At 28.3% G+C, this 1,366-nt stretch carries 1 protein-coding gene and 1 pseudogene; both read left to right on the top strand.

All coding sequences use genetic code 11. The features are described from left to right. Positions 1–904: hypothetical protein (locus WDZ98_RS08515; RefSeq protein WP_368060970.1), on the top strand; the 904-nt coding region annotated here is incomplete at its 5' end. Between the two features lie 29 nt (positions 905–933). After that, positions 934–1,366: pseudogene (locus WDZ98_RS08510) on the top strand (hypothetical protein); the annotation flags it as partial.

The following is a 1,366-nucleotide window of genomic DNA, read 5'->3' as shown; positions in this document are numbered from 1 at the left end:
AGAACAAAAACAAAAAGCTGAAGAAAGAAAACAAAAACTAGATGAAAAACAAGAAGAACAAAAACAAAAAGCTGAAGAAAGAAAACAAAAACTAGATGAAAAACAAGAAAAACTAGATTCTGATAGAAAAAAATTAAACGAAAAATTATCGACGAAAATTAACAAGTATGAAGAAAAATTAAGAGAAATTAAAGAAAAATATCAAAATAAAATTAAATCTAATTCTTCAGGTGAATTAGAAAAATTTTCTAAATCTAATGAATTGGATAACAAACTTAGTAAAAAATCAGAAGAAATACGTAAAAAATTATTAGAAAAACAAGAAAAATTAGATTCTAGAACTCAAAAAATCCTTGATAAAATTAATGATGGCGATTATTTAGGTGATAAAATTTCATCTTCAAATTCATTTGAAACATACAAACTAGATTTTAATTCAGTAATTGCTACCGGAATTTATGATAAAACAAAATTGTCTACTCTAGAGGGTTTTATGATTTTCAATACATTTGATAAAAGCAATTCTAATCTGAAGTTGGAATTACAAGAATGTAGTATTGTAGTAGATGATGTACCTTTCAACTGTGGGTTTGGTAAAGCCAGAACAATCTCATCAGGTGACTTTGGCTCAAAAGATTCCCTTGTGGTTTTAGCATTTTTAGAGGATGATCTACTTGAAGAAGTTTATTCTACGCTCAAAATTTTACTAAATGCTAATTCTCCTATAAGTAAAATAGTTGATTCAACTCAAGTTTCGATTTTAGATCCTCAAAGTAAAATTTCTGGCTTGTGGTTTCTTAATGGAACTGGTACATTGACAAAAACTGTTACGACAATAGATGACGCAACAAAAAATGACATCTCTATTGAATTAACAGAAGATATGAGTCTAAGTGGGAACTAACATTGTTCCAAAAAAATTCATCTTATCTTTTGAGTTTTCTATTTTCTTTCTTTCTTTTTACATCAATTCCATTTTCATTTGGCAATGTTGGAACTATCTCTGTAGATTCATTTGATGTTGCATATAATATTGAAAATGGTACTCTTGATACGATTTTCTTAGATCCTGATTTTGTTGAATTGATTCTAATTATGGATACTTTATCGGATGGAACTATTGAAATTACAATTCCAAGATCACTATTGGATGCAAAATTTGACACATTTGATGATGGATTTTTTATTTTGGTTGATGGATTTGAAACCGATTATATAGAAAAAGCATCAACTTCAGAATATCGTACTCTTGTAATTCCATTTTTTGGTGGTGACTCTGTTATTGACATTATTGGAACCGATGCACTTAATCCATTTTCCTCAGAACCTGAAATTCCATCTTGGATTAAAAATAATGCTGGCTGGT

The sequence above is a fragment of the Candidatus Nitrosopumilus sp. genome, from assembly GCF_040878665.1.
Classification (GTDB): Archaea; Thermoproteota; Nitrososphaeria; order Nitrososphaerales; family Nitrosopumilaceae; genus Nitrosopumilus.
This window is presented reverse-complemented; position numbering and strand designations above follow the sequence as displayed.